Genomic DNA, 17,773 nt, shown 5'->3' on the forward strand with positions numbered 1-17,773 from the left:
CGCCCTTTCAAACCATTTTTTGAGCTTTTTTCGGGGGCCACGCGTACCTAGTCTCTTCGTTCCATTTTTGATCAACGGACGATCAGACAATGCCCAACCCCGATAAAACTCCAGACTCGCTCGCCGACGACCTGGCCGATAAAAGTATCCACTTTGAGCGGGTCAAACAGGCTATCCCTTACTGGCTGAAAGAAACTTCCATCGCTCGTGTCAACGAACTGAAAGCCGACAGGGTGATCCTTCCAGACCCGCTACGGGAAGCCACCCGGGCGCTGCAGCAAAAACTGAAAAATGACATCAGGCTCAGCTGGACTGCGCAAAACCAGGTAGATCGCGCACTGAGCGAGTTGCAGGATGTCTACGCGTTTGCCCGGCCCATCCTGCAACAGGCGCTGAAAGACCGCTTCGGCGTCGACGACGATGTCGAGCAGACCTGGCTACGACTGTATGCACCGGTGAAGACATCCTGGTGGGTGCATGACTTTTCCGGCGGTACCACCAGCCGAACCGTCTCGCTGCTGGACGCCGCCGTACATAATTTTTCGCTCGACGAGTCGTTTCACCAAGACTCCGAATTCATCACCCGCCCTAACGCTCGCGGGCATTTCTGGGTCAAACACCTCAAGCACAAACTGAGCATCGATCAGTTCAAATCACTGTGCCGTGAACTGAACATCGGTGCCAGATACCAACAGCCCCTGAACGAGTTTTTGCTGTCGCCCAACAGGGTCGCGAGCAACTACCTGCGTTACATCGTCATTGGCAGTCAGAAAAGCGCGTTGAATGTTGCGGCACAAATGGCCCTGATGAAAAAGGACATCGACCAGGAGGCCTATGACTTCGTGCAAGGCATGCTCAACGATCGCTTGAAAATGCAATGGCGCGGGCAGCCGGTCGGTTATTACAACCTGTCGATGATGGACACGCGCCTGGTTGGCATTGTGCTGATCGCCCCCGATGTATACACCTCGACAAGCACCGTCCCGGTCCTGGCGTATGTTCCCCATGACCCGGAGCATCCGCTCAAGCTGTACCCGTCGACGCTGGATTTCATGGCGGAGCTGACACGCCAGCTGCGCGACGGCACCTCCAGCAAAAGCTATCAACAGTACTTCAGCCAGTTCGTGCCCCATCAGCAACGCGGACCGTTCTTTGCCGGACTCAATGATCGCCTGAGTAAAATCAAATGGCAGCCGGCCCCACCTGGCTCCAACTTGCCCAGTTGGCGTGAAACCCCCGTGGCCAACCCCGACCTGAGGTTCAGCCTGTCGAGCGTCAGGACCGACAGAGAGACAGTTTTCAAGAATGATCTTTGGGGCTACTACTACCAACAGAAGCTCAACAAGATTCTCAACGATGGGCGGGAAATCGCGATTTCCACCGAGTACGCCGATCGCATGGCCCGCTGGGCCTGGTGGGATAACCTGGAAAAAATGCTCTCGGACATTTTCAACGTCGCGCTGCTGGTGGCGACGCCACTTGTCCCCGGCCTGGGCGAACTGATGCTGGCCTACACGGCCTATCAACTGACCGATGAAGTGGTCGAGGGTATCGTCGACCTGGCCGAAGGTCATTTTGCCGAGGCGGCGGAACAGACCATCAACGTGCTGGAAAGCGTCATCCAGTTGGGGACATTTGCGGCGGGCGGCGCAATCGGCAATGTCGCGCGAGCGAAGCTCTCGCCGTTTTTCGAAAATCTGAAACCGGTGCAGCTGGCAAACGGCGAGACACGGCTGTGGAACCCTGACCTGAGCCCTTATCATCAAGCCGACGTGGTTTTGCCAGCGGATGCACGGCCTGATGGACAGGGTATTCACCAGTATCACGGCCAGCGAATTCTGCGCCTGAACGATCAACACTTCGATGTGCTGGACGACCCGGTTACCGGGCAACAGCGCATACGCCATCCGCAGCGGTTCGATGCCTATGCACCGACCCTGCGACACAACGGCCAGGGTGCCTGGGTCTGCGAAACGGAGAACCCGCGCGAGTGGGAAGGCACGACACTGATGCGACGCCTGGGCCATACAACCGATGCCTTCAGCGACACGCAACTGGAGCGGATCCGTCAGATCAGCGGCACTGAAGAGGCCGAACTGCGCAGGATGCACATTGAGCACGCCCCGCCGCCGCCCTTGCTGACCGACACCCTGCAACGCCTGGGGGCACCGGTGAATCCGCTTCCTGCGTTACCCCCTGAAGTGGCTGCGTTGTTCAGCGATTATCCCGAACTGCCTGAACCCGTCGCGGAAAAAATCTTCGCCGGTGCCACCCCGTCGGAACTCCAGCAGATGACCCGGCACAAACGCCTGCCCTTGCGCCTGAGATGCCAGGCCCGGGAACTCCAGTTCGAGACCCAGGCGGTGCGCGCCGCCCATGGCCTGTACGACAATGCTTTGGTCAGTGGTGATACCGAACGCCTGGTGCTGGGCACCTTGCGCATGCAAACCGATACCTTCGGCAAGCTGCGCATCGAAATCCGCCAGGGCGCGCTCGACGGCGAACTGCGATGCAGCGCAGGGCCCGAAGATGCAGCACAAGTAAGGGTCATGGTACGCAACGAATCCGGAAAATACGAAGTGCGCGACACCGAGGACCAACTGATCCATGCGGCCGATGATTTTCTTCCTGCCCTGCTCCAGGCCATGGGCCGGGATGGGCGCAGAGCGATTGGATATCGAGCGGGGGATGTCGGGTTCTTCAAGTACTGGATCATCGCCAAGACCGAGACACCGAGCGAGCGCCGGGCGGTTCTGGCCACGCCTCCCATTCGCGCCGTGGCCGAGCATGAGACACTCTTGCTGGTGCGAGGCGCCTCCACCAGTAGAGCCGGCGAAACCCTGCACGAACGCATTCAGGACCTGTACTCGGACTTCAGCGAGCATGAGGTCGACACGTTTGCCGACGCCCTGATCGCTAGAGGCGATGCACTGAGAGCCATTGAGCAATGCGAAGATGAACTCGATGAACTGCGCGTCATTCTCAACCGCTGGGAATTCCAGCAACCGCAAACGTGGGGGCCTGGCAGCAACGAGTTTCGTGACGGCGGCGGACAGCATATCGCCGAGCGCCTAATCGAATGTTTCGAGCGCAAAAACACCGGACTCGGCAGTCGTCTCGACCTGGACAACTATGCGCTCGACCTGTCCAGAGAAATGCTGCCACTGGACCTGGAGACCTGGTGGTCAAAGCGGCCTCCCGAGCTGAGAAAGTTCCTCGACAAAGTCAACGTGCTGAAACTCGACAAAACTTATTTTTCCAGCGAGCTCAATGGCTTGCTGAAAGACTTCCCAAATCTTCACGAACTCAGCGCCCGAAACTGCGACCTTAAGCGGCTACCCGACAGCATCGGGGACATGCGCCGCATGGAACGCCTGCAGTTAAGTGATAACCAGATTGTGTTCGATGCCAGCGCAGTCCTGCGACTCAAGCAACTGACCTTCCTGGAAATACTCAGGCTCGAAGGCAACCCTCTGGCGATGGCACCGGACATTGGTCGCATGCCCAGGCTCAAAGTTGTGGCCTTGAAAAACACCGGCCTGACCACCTGGCCCGACGGTGTCCTGGCCAAAACCCGCCCAAGGGGGTTTTTCCTGGACCTGCGGGACAATCCCCTCAGCGTTATTCCCGAGGTGGTACCCGGCAGGCCAGAAGCCTGGGTCATTGCCCGCACCCGACTCAACGTCGGTGATTTGTCGGAGATGAACCAACTGCGATACCAGGAGATTCGTCGCTCAGTTGGATTGCCTCCCGAGCCACTGGTGATTCCTCACCCGATGGACTACGGCGCCACTGCCGATGATTGGGCCGATGTACCCGGGTTTGGGGTAGAACGGATCGTCTCTTTCCGGGAACTGACCGACGACCCCCGGTCCCATGCGTTTATTGAAGCCGTGCTCAAACAGGAAAGCTCGTCGGACTTTGCCGCTGGTGGCCCTGTTCGCCGGCAATTGGTACAGCGTATGGCACGCATGGTCGATGCCGTGTACATCGACACTCAGCTGCGCGAACAGCTCTACACCATGGCCATCGCCCCGGTCGATTGTGCCGATGCCGGTGCTCAGTTGTTCAACAGCATGGGCATTCGCGTGCTCGCCTCCGAGGCCTATTCGTACTCCACCGATCCGGCGCAGCTTCAACGCAAACTGGTGACCCTTGCCAAAGGTGCCGCACGGTTGGAGCACGTCAACGAAATCGCCCGGGCTGACGTTGCCAGTCGTGGCGGCACCCCTGATGACGTCGAAATCTACCTGGCGTACCAGACAGGTCTCGCCTCGCGGTTGAACTTGCCGTGGCAATCCGAAGGCATGCTGTATCGATCGGTTGCCGGCGTTACTGACGCCATGATCGATGAGGCGTATAACACAGTGCTGGCTCTGGGTGAAGGCGACGGCCTGATCAACACAATGCTTGAACAGGACTTCTGGGAGCGTTATCTGCGTGAAACCTGGCCTGTTGAAACGCAGACGAACAAACTTCTCTACCAGAGCAAATACGAGAAACTGGAGGAACTGCGCACAACCCAGCGTCAGTGGCTCGAGTCGACGTCGGACGTTGAGAAAGCCGAACTGCGCAACCGGCTCAGGGAGCTCATCAACGATCTGCCCGTCCCAGAGACCGTAGTCTTTGCCGATGAGCCGATCAGCGAATCTGACTTCGATCGCTTCCTCGTCGATCTGGGTGACGAGGAGAAACAGCTGGCGAGACAACTGACCCGAGAGGCTCTGCGCAAAGCCGGCCAATAAAAGTCATAAAGCAAGCCAAAGGCAGCCTGACTTGTCAGGCTGCCGCACATCAAGGCGCAGCGGCGATGAATATCAGTTGCACATTGCCGTAATAAACCCCCGGTTTGTATCCACCGGCAGGCACTTTCGGCACGATCTCCAAGGGAAAGCGGCCACCGGCGATTGCTTGCGCGGCAGTCAGCACTTCCCGTGGCTGTGGGTCATGGCTCAACTCCTTGCCATTGAAGCTGACGCGCAAATAGATGTTCTGATCGTCACGTCCGTTGGACAGGTAAGGCTCTGCTTCCAACCGTGCTTCAATCGCGCTGGTGTCGTGTTTGACGTCGAAATTCTTGCGCAGCCCCTCCAATGTCTTCGTATGGATGTTCCACGCTAACGTCTGTTCAAGGTGTATCCAGTTCGACTCGGCCGGAATGATGTAAAACCCCAGCGTCGGGATATCCACCGACACCTCGAACGTGCGCTCTTCCCGGGCCGCAAAAGCCTGGGTACTTATCAGCGCCATCACGCTCATCCACGCCGCGATGGTCGATTGCTTGATCATGTCAGGTACCTGTTGCGTCAAAAAATACCGCGAGCCAGCCAAGGTGACTCGCCCCTCCCGGTATTACTGGCTGGCGATGCGCAGCGTTTTTTTCGATGCGCCTTCCACCAGGTTGAAGCGATACTCTCGGCCGGGCTTTTTCTCGAACTCAAAGGTTTTACCGGCCAGAACGTGGTGCTTGGTGGTCGGCTCACACTCGCTTTCGTTTTTCAGCGAGCAGTTGCGAAATTCATCGATCAGCACCACGGTATTGCCATTGTTGCGCAGCCGGTAAATGCCGGGACTGTCATCGATCACGCTGTCGAAGCGACTGTTTTTCGGCCGGACAAAAAACACCGTGCCAAACCCGGTCATCACGTTGACCCCCGCCGACAGGTTCTCTTTGTAGGCATCGCGCTCTTCACTCGACACGGCGAATTCGTCTTCTTTCTCCGGCACCACCGGCACGAAGCGCACGCGGAAATAACGCTCGGTGTCACGAGCCCCCATGTGCAACAGGCGCGTGCCCTGCATGCCCTTGGCCGGCACGATCAGTCGCGCGGGGCTGGCCATCAAGCCATCCCGAGCGCTGCCATCCGCCTGGGTCTTGACCGGAATTTCACGAGGGCTGCCATCGGCGTCGTAGATGATCTCCAGGATACTGACCTTGACGAACGCCGTGCTGTCACCGCTGTTGAACACGCGTTTGAGGTAGGTGCTCTTGTCGCTGTCGAGGTAGTCGTAAACCGTTCCGACGTTGATTTGCGGTCCGGCGAAAGCCGCCAGGGAAAAACAGCTCAAACCCAGCAGTGCCCACAAACGTTTCATACTCTTGAACCTCATCACATAGAACACAAATCGGACACGCGCCATCGATACGCGGGCCATCAGACTTCCGAATCCCAGATCACGGTGACATTGCCGCGATAGGTGGATGCCGCACCAGGTTGAATCATGAATTCCATCTGATTTGGCGGGATCTCGAAGTGCAGAATTCCCGGCGCCCGATCTACATAAAAACCAGGTTGAAATTGCTGCGCATTGGCCGGTCCAGCCCTGAGTCGCCGGCGCTTGACCGGTTGCCCCGCGAGATCGGTCAACCCGTTTGGCAGACTGACGCTGACTTGCAATTCGACCGAGCGCCTGGACACCGAATCAAGAATCACGCAGTCATAGGGGAAAGCACTGATTTCGCACTCCAGCAGCATCTTGAACCGAGAGGACGCGGAGATATTGAACGTCTGGTCCCGAAACAAACGCACAGGCCTGCGCCCCGCCTGCAACCAGCTTTGCCAACCGCCCGCCGGGACCAGTTGGACTTTCTCGCCGCCGGGGGGGATGTCGACCTTGAGGGTGTGTTGCACATCCAGATTGAAGTTCAGGGTTAATGCCGAATCGCTCGGCAACATGACATCGCCGAAATCGAAATCGCCGTTGGGTCCAACGCTGTAGGTCAACGAGCCGCTGTATTGCCCTGAAGACATGCCCAACGGGTTGGGGGTTTCCAGTTCGTAGGCGAAGTCCAGGTGCTCCAGGCGCAACCACGGCACATCAAACTTCGCCTGCTTGGAACATACGGCCTCTGCCGGAGTTTTCCAGAAAAAACCATAGGTAGCGTTCGTGTACCAACCCACCCCGCTGTAAAGGCAGGGAGCCGGGGCATTCACCCAACTGAGGCCCCATAACAGGTTATGCGCAACCCTGTAGTCATCACCGCCCCCCACCAACTGAATCACATCTTCGGTCTTGTACCTGGAACCGATGCCGGCAATGCGCACCCTGACCCTCTCGGGCTCACGGGTTGTCTCGTGAAAAACCGTCAGTTCGCGCCATTGCGCCGGAACTTTCAACATGGCGCCTTGACGCTCGGAAACATGATTGGCCAAAATCGGCGCGCGGGAGTCGAATTGAATCGGCACCTGCAAACTGAACATCTCATTGTCTGAACACTCCGTTGGATAACTCGCGCAATAGCCACTGGGCGGGGTGGTGTTCAGGAACTTGTTGCGATGTGGGAAGGCCGAGTCCGGCTTGAATACGGCAGTAATTGAAACCTCTTCAGCCTTGACTGGATAAGCCACTGCGCAGGTGATCAAAGCGCCGGCCAACCAACAACGCCAACGAATAACGAAAGAACACGAGACGTTCATTTAGACATAACCTCCGATTAACCTTGGCCCGTATCAGCCCGCCGTTTCAGCCTTGTGAGTGGCATCCGCCAACGTGTCCGGCGAACAACGCAGATCACCGATCATCAGCACGTTGTTTTCACTGCGATGCTTGTCGACATCAAGGCGGAACTGGCACAGCAACTGGTCCGCGTAACGCACTTCCAGGGTGGGCGAGCCGGCATTCATTTCCATGGAGAAGAAGCCGTCGACTTCGCTGACTCCACGACTGGCGTGGTTGATGACGTGATGGCCTTTGAGCGGCTGTCCTTGCGGGTCGAGCAAGCGGCCGAGCACGGTCAGGGTTTTCATGACCCGGATCTTGCGGTACTCCACGCCTCCCTTGTTCAGGTGATAGCGCGTGCGTGCCGGTTCAATGCTCGCCGCCGGGACGTCGTTGCCTTCGAAGTCGAAGCTCACCGAGCTGTTTTTGTAAGCGGTGAGCGGTATGAAATTGCGTCCGGGACGCAAGGCAGCGCTACCGCCGCTAAGGTCGTCGGCACGCAGAGCGATGCCGTCGATGTCGGACTCGACATCGACAATCATCCCGGCGCCGCGGCCTTGATGCTGACTGGTCAGTGCCATGCGCTGCGCTCCAACGACAAGCGTGCTGTCGAGGTTCAAACCACCGGTGAAATTGTTGTTGAAGGACGAACGCTGAATGAACCCGTCACCGTTGACGGTATCGGTGCGAAAGTTCGCCAGGCTCGACAATCCGACACCGTAGGTATCGGTGAGCGCGGTCACCGATACGCTCTGCAACACGTGGTCTTGCAGGTCCTTTCGCCACCCCAGGGAGGCGTTGTTATCACGGCCGCCATCACGGGCGGTGCGGCTGCCGATGCTGCCGGAAACCTGTTGCCCCGGGCCACCGAGCGCCATGTTGATGGTCAGATCGACCCCACGATTACGCGCATCACCACTGCTGTAGCTGCCCGGACGATCGAACAGCGAGAGCCGCCAGTTGGCATCGCTGCCGAACAGAACGGTCCGTTGCGTCCAGCCCAGGTCCACGCCGACACCTTCGACGTTGCCCTCGCTATGGGACACCCGTGCGTTGAGCGAGCTTTTGCGGCTGATCCGGTGGTTCAGCGCCAGTGAAGAGTTGCTGGTCTGGCCGGTGAACACATTGCGCTGACGCACGCGGGTGCCGTCGGGTAATGTTTCGTAGGTGTTGGTAGTGTCGAGCCAACTGCGGTTGTGGCTGATCACCAGACTGCCGGCGCCATAGTTATACAAGCCTTGAAGGTCGGCGCCGGTACCATGGTCTTCGGTCTGGTACAGGTTGGCGTAGAGGCTGACGCTGTTGGCCAGGCTCCAATCGATGGAGCTGCCGTACTGCAGCTTGTCACTGATCTGGCGTGCCGACAGTCCGAGTATCACCCTCGGGTGCAGCAAGTAATTGAATGAGGCGCCCACGGTCGCATCGCCGCTGTCCTGATCATCCCAGTTACTCAGCAATTTGCTTTCCTGACCGGCAAACAGATTGTAGCGCCAGCGTTCATCGTGATTGCGCCAATTGTTCGGCTTATAGATCAGCTCCTGGGTGGTCGAGGTGATTTGACCGTCTTCGATCAACCGCACTTCCACCTCGTAAATGCCACCGGGCAACGGACGGGTGTCGAGGGTTTGCAAACCCGCCGGGACCGATTGGGTATTGATCAGTAAGCCGTCGCGGTAAATTTCCACGGAGCCCTGTCGGTTGGCCGTGACATAGACCGGATAGACGCTGGGTTTCGGGCTATCGATCGCCAGGCTGTCGGAACTGCCGAACATCACGCCCACCGCCGTATCGGGGCTGGCGCCGAACGAACGGGGCTCGCGCGTCAGGCCTTCGGAGTTGGGGGTGAAGTAGCCCAGGCGGAAAAAACGGCCCTCCAGTTCGCGCTGGCTATAAAGCTGGTGCACTGCGTGGTAGGTCTTGTTGTCCGGACCGCCAAGACGGGACAGTTGCATGTTGAAGGTCTGGCTCCAGTTGCCCAGGCTGCCGCTGGCCTCCAGGCCGAAACGACCGCCCAGGTCCTGATCCTGGCCGCCATTGAGATTGAGCTGGTTACGTACCATCAGGCCGCTGCTGCCGCCTTCGGGCTGATCGTAGTAACGCTTGGCTTCGCTGTCGCGCTCGGCATTTTCAGTGACGATCGACAGCAATGAATTTTCAAGGTTGTAGTGAACCGCCAGCATCTGCTCCGGGCATTGGCCCGTGCAGGTGCCCAGCGTCACACCGGGTTTGAGAACATCGGCCCAGGTATCACGCTCACTCGCGCTGAAACGGCTTTCGCTGGTGTCGGTGAAATCCAGCAGCGTCACCCGGTCATCACGGGACAACACAATCATTGCCTCACCCAGCGGTAGTTGATCGAGTTCAACCCGAACCGCCAAGGGAACATCGAAGAAATGCTCCTCGAACTCGGCCGGCAAGCCCTTGGCCTGTGCCAGCAAACTTCGCGGCGTGTTATCAACGGAAGTGGGCGCCGCAAATGCACTGCTACATAACAGCAGCGCAAGCGCTGCCGCGATGGGCGTCATCGGGAACATGAACGGGCTCTCTAATTGCAAAGGAGTTCAAGCACGGCCGACAAACCGGAAAGTTTGCCGACCGAGAACGTCACTTGATATAAGTAAACGGTTTGCCGTCGCCGATATTACTTAGACCGAAGGCTCGACAACCAACATCACGACGCCAGTGTAATCGCCTGCATCTGGTTTTTTAGTGGTGACTGCACTGATTTTGAATGGTGCACGATAGCGGGTATTGGATTCTTCACCTCCAACCACTTCCTGTGAAGTAGTTGTCAGCGTCTTGCCATTGAGTTCGACTTTCAAGTCGATGCTTTTGTTACCGGCAATCAGCTTCGGGACGCCTTCAAGTCGTGCGTTGACCTTGCCGGCGGTATGAAGCACATCAAAGTGCCCATCGACGGATCTCATGGAGTCGGTAGAGGGGTTGTAGCTCATGTCCTGATCCTTGTTTACCAGATCAGAGTCAACCGGCACCGCATAGAAGTCGTCAGCATTGACAGTAGCAACCAGACTGATGCTGTGTCGGGCTTCGGTAGCGGCAAACGCCATCGAAGAACTCAGAGCCAGAACAGCCAGGGGAGCAGCGAACGCGATTTTCTTGAACATCTTTCAGTACCTGTGTTTTTAAAAGGATGACGTATTGAAAGTTCATGCCGAGCAAAAACCGTCACGAGCAGCCATTTGCCCAGCTGAACTTTCAACGCCGAAAGATGATCGATCAATTTATCTTTAAAGTAAGCAAGAAAGTTCCTGCAAGTGCGTAGCCAGAGTGCCATCAGCGCAGAAAGAAAAAAGCCAAAAAAACTATAACCCCAATGTTTGACTGTAAGAGACAGACTACAAATGGCGCCCTGTCCGCCATGACACTCGAGATATTAGCAAAGCAACTTCTGTAAGACCAATCCCACAGCCCAGCAAATAATGGAGCAAACTAATACATTAGAGAGTTAACACTAATTCTGGAGGTTTGACCTGTACTAATAAGCACTATTTTTTCGATTTGACCTTCAAGCCAGGGTCGACGCGGGGGAATGCCGTTGGTCGGGAGCCGTTGCCAGATCGTTAAGATATATCTTAAGTTGTATCTAAACACGACGAGAGAAAGCAGAAAATGAGAGACCATCATTCCCCCCACCGTGAGCACGGCGATGGCCGCGACGGCTTCGAGAAACGTCCCGCCCGCGAACGCGGTGGTCGCGGCCCCCGGGTATTTGCCCCCGGTGATCTGAAGTTGTTGCTGCCGGCATTGATCGCCGAACAGCCGTGCCACGGCTACGACTTGATCCGCCAGATCGAAGGCATGTTCGACGGCGCCTACTGTCCCAGCCCCGGCGTGATCTACCCGACCCTGACGTTCCTGGAAGAAAGCGAACTGATCCTGGGCGACGCCGAAGGCGGAAAAAAACGCTACACCATCACCGATGCCGGACGTCTGTTCCTGCAAGAGCAAGCTGTAGCACTGGATGGCGTGCGCATGCGCATCGACGTCAGCAAGCGTTCACTGCGCGGCCATGATCGTCCGGCAGAGATCCACGAAGCTGTGCATAACCTGCGCCACGCCCTGCAAATGCACCATGGACGCTGGAGCCCGGACGAAATCCTGCGGGTACGTGACCTGCTCAACGACACCGCCAAAGCCATCGTCGACGGCCCCGCCGTTCAACCCGTTCAGGAGAACGCCGAATGACTGAAGTGATCGCCTCAACCATTCACCGTGTCATGCACGAAATCAAACGCCGTCGCCTGGAAGTGTTGCGCGTGGTCGACCTGACCCCGCGCATGCGCCGGATTACCCTGGGTGGCCCTGAATTGGCAGGGTTCGTCAGCCTGGGCACGGACGACCACGTCAAACTGTTGTTCCCGCAGAACGCCGAGCAGGCCGTGGCCCTGGAAAACCTGGTGCTGGGCGCCGGCAAAGACAACGGTCCGCTGCCCGAGATGCGCGACTACACCCCGCGCCGCTATGACCTGAACACCCTGGAACTGGACATCGACTTCGTGCTGCACGGCGACGGCCCGGCCTCGACCTGGGCGGCACAGGCCCAACCCGGGCAGTTCCTGCACATCGGCGGGCCCCGGGGTTCGATGATCGTCCCGGACATCTTCGACAGCTACCTGCTGATCGGCGACGAGACCGCCCTGCCCGCTATCGCCCGGCGTCTGGAAGGCCTGGCGGCCAACCGCCGTGCGCTGGTGATCGTGGAAGTGGAAAACGGCAAGGAGCAGCAGGTGCTGCACAGTGCGGCCGAGGTCAATGTGATCTGGGTGCTGCGCGAAGGCGGCAAAGATCATTTATTGAGCACCGTGCGCCAGATCCAGGTGCCTGCCGGCAGCCTGTACGCGTGGGTGGCGACCGAGAGCAAGGTGTCGCGGCAGATTCGTCGGGTGTTGCTCGACGAGCATGGGCTGGACGAACAGTTCGTCAAGGCGGTGGGTTACTGGAAATTGGCTGACTACGGCGAAGAATAAAGATCATCCATAGGTGGGCCGGATGTCCTGTGGCGAGGGAGCTTGCTCCCGTTGCACTGCGCAGCAGTGCCAAAACCTGCTACTTGGTTTTATCTGAAAAACCCAATGAACAGATTTTACGACTGCTTCGCAGCCGAGCGGGAGCAAGCTCCCTCGCCACAAAGGTGCTCAAACTTTCCATGGTTGCTCACTTCCGAGCCCGCCACCGATCCAGCCCGATCGCCAGCAACGCAATCACCACAAAACCCACCAACAACCCGCCGGCATTGATGAACACCTGTGGATAACCCAGTTTGTCCACATCCACGAAGGGATACGGGTAAACCGCCAGCAGATGCCCGCGCAACAGTGAATAGGCGAAATACAGCAGCGGATAAATCACCCACAGCGCGATATGCCACACGCGCAATGTGCCCTTGGGCACACAACGCCACCAATACCCCAGGAACAGCAATGGCATGATGTCGTGCAACAGCTCATCGGCCAGCCATTGCCAGCCCTCGGGATGCCACAAGTGGCGCAGCAGCAGGTTGTAGGCGAGGCTCACCACCGCGATGCTCACGGCAATGCCACTGCTGACCCAAGGCTGCAGGAACCAGCGCCGCGCGGCTGACTCGCGGGATGTCCATTCACAGGTCAGCACGGTCGCCACCAGGGTGTTGCTCAGCACGGTGAAATAGCTGAAAAAACTTACCAGCCCGCCGATCAGGCTGGCGCCCAGCGTCCAGCGCGAATGGAAAATCAGGTACATCTGGATGCTCAATCCCGCCCAGCCGAGCATGGCAGCCACGGCCACAAAACGACGGCGTAACGCAGACGGGTCGGCCATGTTCAAAGCGGTCGTTTGGTGCGCATCAACTTCACATACAGGCGTTCGACCTTCTCCCGCGCCCACGGGGTCTTGCGCAGGAACGTCAGGCTCGACTTGATGCTCGGTTCGCTCTTGAAGCAGCGGATATCGATGCGCTCGGCCAGCCCCGACCACTCGTAGTGTTCAACCAGCGCGTTGAGGATCTGTTCCAGCGTCACGCCATGCAACGGATCGGTGTTGTGTTCGGTCATGCCGGGCCTTCGAGCAGAGTGGGAATTGGAAGCCGCGCACCTTACGTTAAATGTAGGTGAAACGGAAAAGATCGCAGCCTGCGGCAGCTCCTATATTGGAATCCGTATCCTGTAGGAGCTGCCGCAGGCTGCGATCTTTTGTCACTGTTACCAAATCCGAAACGATGCATGTCAGCAAAAGCACTTTCTCTATTTGTAACAGAACATTATCCTTGCACCCCGCTGCCTGCTGAAACGCTTCTGCTTTCGCTTCACGCCTGCTGCTTTCCGTTTATCCCCCAGAAAAAGATCAAGAACTCCGTCTCTATGCCTGACTTTAAATCTTTGCGAGACAGCGCTGTCTTTGCAACTGCTGCCCAGCGAAACATCCTGCCCCTGATCGGCGGCCTCACCGCGCTGGGCCTTGCCTCCTGCGTTCAGGCGGCACCTGCCTTCGATAGCGATTCACCGTGGATGCTCGGTGACTGGAATGGCACTCGCACAGAACTCGCGGAAAAAGGCTACGACTTCAAAGTCGATTACACCGGTGAAATGGGCAGCAATCTTCACGGCGGCTACGACCACGACCGCACGGCGCGCTACAGCGACCAGTTCGGCTTGGGCACTCACCTGGACTTGCAGAAGATCCTCGGCTGGGACGACGCCGAGTTCCAGTTGACCATCACCGAACGCAGCGGCAACAACATCAGCAACGACCGCATCAACGACCCGCGTGTCGGCGGCTTCACCTCGGCCCAGGAAGTCTGGGGCCGCGGCCAGACCTGGCGCCTGACGCAGATGTGGTACCAGCAGAAATTCCTCGATGAAAAACTCGACATCAAGGTCGGCCGATTCGGCGAAGGCGAAGACTTCAACAGCTTCCCCTGCGACTTCCAGAACCTGGCGTTCTGCGGTTCCCAGGTCGGCAACTGGGCGGGCGACATCTGGTACAACTGGCCGGTCAGCCAGTGGGCGATGCGGGTCAAATATCACCTGACGCCTGAGCTTTATGCACAGGTTGGCGCGTACGAACAGAACCCGTCGAACCTTGACCGCGACAACGGCTTCAAGCTCAGCGGCAGCGGCACCCAGGGCGCGGTCGTGCCGGTGGAGCTGGTGTGGACGCCGAAACTCAACGGCCTGCCGGGTGAATACCGCGCCGGTTACTACTACAGCAGCGCCAGCGCCACCGACGTCTACAAGGACAGCAATGGCCAGCCTGCCGCCCTGAGCGGCGAAGCCTACCGCAGCGCGTCGAGCAAACACGGCGTGTGGCTGGGTCTTCAGCAGCAAGTCACCAGTATCGCCAGCGACCACTCCCGTGGCCTGAGCCTCTTCGCCAACGGCACGATGCACGACAAGAAGACCAACGCCATCGACAACTACGTCCAGGCCGGCCTCGTCTACAAAGGCCCGTTCGACGCGCGCACCCGGGACGACATCGGCTTTGCCATGGCCCGCGTCCACGTCAATCCGGCCTATCGCAAGAACGCCGAGGCGACCAACCAGGCCAATGTCGTCTTCGACTACGACAATCCGTCCTACCTGCCGCCCCAGGACACCGAATACAGCGCCGAACTCTATTACGGCGTGCACGTGACCCACTGGCTGACCGTGCGCCCGAACCTGCAATACATCCGCCATCCCGGTGGCGTGAACGAGGTCGATGACGCGCTGATTGGCGGGATCAAGGTCCAGTCCTCGTTCTAAAAACACCACAAAACCCTGTGGGATTGCGTGAACCCAACTGCTTTTATCTGAACCACGCCCGCGCCGGATCGTCATCTACAGTGAACTTGCGCGGGACTCTATGAAACATCACGGAGAATCACACTATGAGCACTGATAGTGCCTTGGGTCGAAGCCGTCTGTTGCCGACCCTGCTCGGCATCCTGCTTCTACTGATGGGCCTGGCCATGCTGGCCGGGGGAATCAAGCTGAGCATGCTCGGCGGCTCGCTGTATTACCTGCTGGCCGGTATCGGCATCGCGCTGAGCGGCGTCTTGCTGATCGCCGCCCGTCGTGCGGCGCTGGGCCTGTACGCACTGGTGCTGTTCGCCAGTACCGTTTGGGCGCTGTGGGAAGTGGGCCTGGACTGGTGGCAACTGGTGCCGCGCCTGGCGCTGTGGTTCGCCCTCGGTGTGGTGATGCTGCTGCCGTGGTTCCGTCGTCCATTGCTGATCAACGGCCCTGCCCCCATGGGCACCGGCGCCTTGGGCGTGGCCGTGGTCCTGGCAGGCGCCACCGCCGTGGCCAGCCAGTTCACCCATCCGGGCGAGACCTTGGGCGAACTGGGCCGCGATACCGCAGACATGACCAGCACCGCGCCGCAGATGCCCGAAGGCGACTGGCAGGCCTATGGCCGCAGCGAATTCGGTGACCGCTACTCGCCGCTCAAGCAGATCACCCCGGCCAACGTCGGCAAGCTGCAAGAAGCCTGGCGTATCCAGACCGGCGATCTGCCGACCGCCGATGACCCGGTGGAACTGACCAACGAAAACACCCCGCTCAAGGCCAACGGCATGCTCTACGCCTGCACGGCCCATAGCAAGGTGCTGGCGCTGGACCCGGACACCGGCAAGGAACTGTGGCGTTTCGACCCGCAGATCAAGAGCCCGGTGGGCTTCAAGGGCTTCGCCCACATGACCTGCCGTGGCGTGTCGTACTACGACGAAGCAGCCTACGCCAAGTCTGAAAACGCTGCTTCGGCAGTGATTTCCGAGGCCGGCAAAGCCGTCGCCCAGGCCTGCCCGCGTCGTCTGTACCTGCCAACCGCCGATGCACGCCTGATCGCACTCAATGCCGACACCGGCAAGGTCTGCGAAGGTTTCGGTAAAAACGGTGTGGTTGACCTGACTCAAGGCATCGGACCGTTCACCCCCGGTGGCTACTACTCCACCTCGCCGGCAGCGATCACCCGTGACCTGGTGATCATGGGCGGCCACGTCACCGACAACGAGTCGACCAACGAGCCATCCGGCGTGATCCGTGCCTTTGACGTACACGACGGTCATCTGGTGTGGAACTGGGACAGCAACAATCCCGACGCGACCGAACCGCTGCCAGAGGGCGAACACTACAGCCGCAACTCGGCCAACATGTGGTCGCTGGCCAGCGTCGACGAAAAACTCGGCATGGTCTACCTGCCACTGGGCAACCAGACCCCTGACCAGTGGGGCGCGGACCGCACCCCGGGCGCCGAGAAGTTCAGTGCCGGCCTGGTCGCACTGGACCTGGCCACCGGCAAGGTGCGCTGGAACTACCAGTTCACTCACCATGACCTGTGGGACATGGACGTCGGCAGCCAGCCAACCCTGCTGGACATGAAAACCGCCGACGGCATCAAGCCGGCAGTGATCCAACCGACCAAGCAAGGCAGCCTGTACGTCCTCGACCGTCGTGACGGCACGCCGATCATCCCGATCAAGGAAATCCCGGCTCCGCAAGGCGCCGTGAAAGGTGACCACACCGCGCCGACCCAGGCCCGTTCGGACCTGAACCTGCTGGCCCCGGAACTGACCGAAAGAGCCATGTGGGGCGCCAGCCCGTTCGACCAGATGCTGTGCCGCATCCAGTTCAAGGAACTGCGCTACGAAGGCCAGTACACCCCGCCGTCGGAACAGGGCAGCCTGATCTATCCGGGGAACGTCGGCGTCTTCAACTGGGGCGGCGTTTCGGTCGACCCGGTTCGCCAGATGCTGTTCACCAGCCCGAACTACATGGCCTTCGTCTCGAAGATGGTGCCTCGCGCCGAAGTCGCGGCCGACAGCAAGCGCGAAAGCGAAACCGCAGGCGTGCAACCGAACACGGGCGCACCTTACGCGGTGATCATGCACCCGTTCATGTCGCCGTTCGGCGTACCGTGCCAGGCTCCGGCCTGGGGCTACGTGGCCGGCATCGACCTGACCACGGGCAAAGTCGTGTGGAAACGCAAGAACGGCACCAGCCGCGACAGCTCGCCATTGCCTATCGGCCTGCCACTCGGCGTGCCAAGCATGGGCGGCTCGATGGTCACCGCCGGCGGCGTCGGCTTCCTGAGCGGCACGCTGGATCAATACCTGCGCGCCTATGACGTCAACACCGGCAGCGAGCTGTGGAAAGCGCGCCTGCCGGCTGGCGGTCAGGCTACGCCGATGACCTACACCGGCAAGGACGGCAAGCAGTACGTGCTGCTGGTCGTCGGTGGCCACGGCTCACTGGGCACCAAGATGGGTGACTATGTGATTGCGTACAAACTGTCCGAGTAAGTTTTCGCGGCAGTAAAACCAGAGGCGACGCCCGTGAGGACGTCGCCTTTTTTGTGC

Annotated in this window: 12 protein-coding genes; 5 read left to right on the plus strand and 7 right to left on the minus strand. The window is 59.0% G+C overall.

The genetic code is table 11. From position 1 onward, the window contains the following. The first annotated feature begins 89 nt into the window (after nt 1–89). Entirely contained in the window at nt 90–4,745 is a 4,656-nt protein-coding gene (locus ACM6G4_RS14015; RefSeq protein WP_414913916.1) for a dermonecrotic toxin domain-containing protein, read from the plus strand. 49 nt (nt 4,746–4,794) lie between these two features. Here the strand turns inward: ACM6G4_RS14015 and ACM6G4_RS14020 are convergent, their stop codons facing one another. The 5 genes from ACM6G4_RS14020 to ACM6G4_RS14040 form a co-directional block, all read right to left on the minus strand. Next, on the minus strand, nt 4,795–5,289 hold the full coding sequence (locus tag ACM6G4_RS14020) for a CS1 type fimbrial major subunit (protein ID WP_223542192.1): 495 nt from the start codon (nt 5,287–5,289) through the stop codon (nt 4,795–4,797). A 63-nt stretch (nt 5,290–5,352) separates the two neighbouring features. Continuing rightward, nucleotides 5,353–6,096: a molecular chaperone gene (locus tag ACM6G4_RS14025; RefSeq protein WP_414913917.1), complete on the minus strand. Its 744-nt coding sequence runs from the start codon at nt 6,094–6,096 to the stop codon at nt 5,353–5,355. 59 nt (nt 6,097–6,155) lie between these two features. Continuing rightward, nucleotides 6,156–7,418 carry a hypothetical protein gene (locus ACM6G4_RS14030; protein WP_414913918.1) on the minus strand — a complete coding sequence of 421 codons (1,263 nt, stop codon included), beginning with the start codon at nt 7,416–7,418 and terminating at the stop codon, nt 6,156–6,158. Nucleotides 7,419–7,451: 33 nt separating this feature from the next. Beyond that, nucleotides 7,452–9,974 carry a CS1-pili formation C-terminal domain-containing protein gene (locus ACM6G4_RS14035; protein ID WP_414913919.1) on the minus strand — a complete coding sequence of 841 codons (2,523 nt, stop codon included), beginning with the start codon at nt 9,972–9,974 and terminating at the stop codon, nt 7,452–7,454. Nucleotides 9,975–10,085: 111 nt separating this feature from the next. Beyond that, nucleotides 10,086–10,565: a CS1 type fimbrial major subunit gene (locus tag ACM6G4_RS14040; protein ID WP_414913920.1), complete on the minus strand. Its 480-nt coding sequence runs from the start codon at nt 10,563–10,565 to the stop codon at nt 10,086–10,088. 505 nt (nt 10,566–11,070) lie between these two features. Here ACM6G4_RS14040 and ACM6G4_RS14045 point away from each other — a divergent pair. Both ACM6G4_RS14045 and ACM6G4_RS14050 read left to right on the plus strand, forming a co-directional pair. Beyond that, nucleotides 11,071–11,646, plus strand: coding sequence for a PadR family transcriptional regulator (locus ACM6G4_RS14045; RefSeq protein WP_056721154.1), 576 nt, complete (start codon nt 11,071–11,073; stop codon nt 11,644–11,646). Next, entirely contained in the window at nt 11,643–12,428 is a 786-nt protein-coding gene (locus ACM6G4_RS14050) for a siderophore-interacting protein (protein WP_414913921.1), read from the plus strand. Before ACM6G4_RS14045 ends, ACM6G4_RS14050 begins: the two co-directional genes overlap by 4 nt. Before the next feature lie 187 nt (nt 12,429–12,615). On the opposite strand, the gene ACM6G4_RS14055 is transcribed toward ACM6G4_RS14050, so the two are convergent. Both ACM6G4_RS14055 and ACM6G4_RS14060 read right to left on the minus strand, forming a co-directional pair. Further along, nucleotides 12,616–13,257: a Pr6Pr family membrane protein gene (locus tag ACM6G4_RS14055; RefSeq protein ID WP_056721157.1), complete on the minus strand. Its 642-nt coding sequence runs from the start codon at nt 13,255–13,257 to the stop codon at nt 12,616–12,618. A gap of 2 nt (nt 13,258–13,259) precedes the next feature. Next, nucleotides 13,260–13,490 carry a VF530 family DNA-binding protein gene (locus ACM6G4_RS14060; protein WP_046041003.1) on the minus strand — a complete coding sequence of 77 codons (231 nt, stop codon included), beginning with the start codon at nt 13,488–13,490 and terminating at the stop codon, nt 13,260–13,262. Nucleotides 13,491–13,796: 306 nt separating this feature from the next. Between ACM6G4_RS14060 and ACM6G4_RS14065 the strand changes: the two genes are divergently transcribed. Further along, nucleotides 13,797–15,179 carry a carbohydrate porin gene (locus ACM6G4_RS14065; RefSeq protein WP_223542196.1) on the plus strand — a complete coding sequence of 461 codons (1,383 nt, stop codon included), beginning with the start codon at nt 13,797–13,799 and terminating at the stop codon, nt 15,177–15,179. A 125-nt stretch (nt 15,180–15,304) separates the two neighbouring features. Then, a complete protein-coding gene (locus ACM6G4_RS14070) occupies nt 15,305–17,716 on the plus strand; it encodes a glucose/quinate/shikimate family membrane-bound PQQ-dependent dehydrogenase (protein ID WP_414913922.1) in 2,412 nt (803 codons plus the stop codon). The last annotated feature ends 57 nt before the right edge of the window (nt 17,717–17,773 follow it).

Origin of the sequence: Pseudomonas sp. IT-P258 (genome assembly GCF_949767825.1) — a bacterium.
GTDB classification, from domain to species: Bacteria; Pseudomonadota; Gammaproteobacteria; order Pseudomonadales; family Pseudomonadaceae; genus Aquipseudomonas; species Aquipseudomonas monachiensis.

Bases quoted from the DNA above. Each gene is read 5' to 3' on its own strand.
- ACM6G4_RS14015 (WP_414913916.1), top strand. From the start codon at position 90: ATGCCCAACCCCGATAAAACTCCAGACTCGCTCGCCGACGACCTGGCC.
- ACM6G4_RS14020 (WP_223542192.1), bottom strand. From the start codon at position 5,289: ATGATCAAGCAATCGACCATCGCGGCGTGGATGAGCGTGATGGCGCTG.
- ACM6G4_RS14025 (WP_414913917.1), bottom strand. From the start codon at position 6,096: ATGAAACGTTTGTGGGCACTGCTGGGTTTGAGCTGTTTTTCCCTGGCG.
- ACM6G4_RS14030 (WP_414913918.1), bottom strand. From the start codon at position 7,418: ATGAACGTCTCGTGTTCTTTCGTTATTCGTTGGCGTTGTTGGTTGGCC.
- ACM6G4_RS14035 (WP_414913919.1), bottom strand. From the start codon at position 9,974: ATGTTCCCGATGACGCCCATCGCGGCAGCGCTTGCGCTGCTGTTATGT.
- ACM6G4_RS14040 (WP_414913920.1), bottom strand. From the start codon at position 10,565: ATGTTCAAGAAAATCGCGTTCGCTGCTCCCCTGGCTGTTCTGGCTCTG.
- ACM6G4_RS14045 (WP_056721154.1), top strand. From the start codon at position 11,071: ATGAGAGACCATCATTCCCCCCACCGTGAGCACGGCGATGGCCGCGAC.
- ACM6G4_RS14050 (WP_414913921.1), top strand. From the start codon at position 11,643: ATGACTGAAGTGATCGCCTCAACCATTCACCGTGTCATGCACGAAATC.
- ACM6G4_RS14055 (WP_056721157.1), bottom strand. From the start codon at position 13,257: ATGGCCGACCCGTCTGCGTTACGCCGTCGTTTTGTGGCCGTGGCTGCC.
- ACM6G4_RS14060 (WP_046041003.1), bottom strand. From the start codon at position 13,490: ATGACCGAACACAACACCGATCCGTTGCATGGCGTGACGCTGGAACAG.
- ACM6G4_RS14065 (WP_223542196.1), top strand. From the start codon at position 13,797: ATGCCTGACTTTAAATCTTTGCGAGACAGCGCTGTCTTTGCAACTGCT.
- ACM6G4_RS14070 (WP_414913922.1), top strand. From the start codon at position 15,305: ATGAGCACTGATAGTGCCTTGGGTCGAAGCCGTCTGTTGCCGACCCTG.